The organism is Pseudoalteromonas phenolica, from assembly GCF_005886345.1.
Taxonomy (GTDB): domain Bacteria; phylum Pseudomonadota; class Gammaproteobacteria; order Enterobacterales; family Alteromonadaceae; genus Pseudoalteromonas; species Pseudoalteromonas phenolica_A.
This window is the reverse complement of sequence record NZ_PNEC01000150.1, coordinates 1-332: the sequence shown is the minus strand read 5'-3', so window position 1 is coordinate 332 and position 332 is coordinate 1. Positions and strand designations below refer to the sequence as shown.

The following is a 332-nucleotide window of genomic DNA, read 5'->3' as shown; positions in this document are numbered from 1 at the left end:
GCTTTAACATCCCAGTTGATCATCCTTTTACCGCGATATATATGTCCCTTTTTATATAAATCTATAAACACATTGATTACCGAATCGTAATAATGTGGGTCCATGGTGAATGAAGTACGATTCCAATCGAGACTACAGCCCATTTCACGGAGCTGTTCAAGAATGATGCCGCCATATTTGTTCTTCCATTCCCAGGCATAACCTAAAAATTCATCTCTGCTCAAAGAAGATTTAGCAATCCCTTTTTCGCGAAGCATAGCTACTACTTTGGCTTCTGTAGCAATGGAAGCATGATCGGTACCCGGCACCCAGCAAGCATTTTTTCCTTGCAT

1 protein-coding gene is annotated in these 332 nt (G+C 41.0%); it reads right to left on the bottom strand.

Features of this window, described 5'->3' with window-relative positions; translation table 11 throughout:
- The coding region (locus tag CWB72_RS20420; RefSeq protein WP_138635249.1) for a class I tRNA ligase family protein at positions 1-332 on the bottom strand (332 nt) is incomplete at both ends.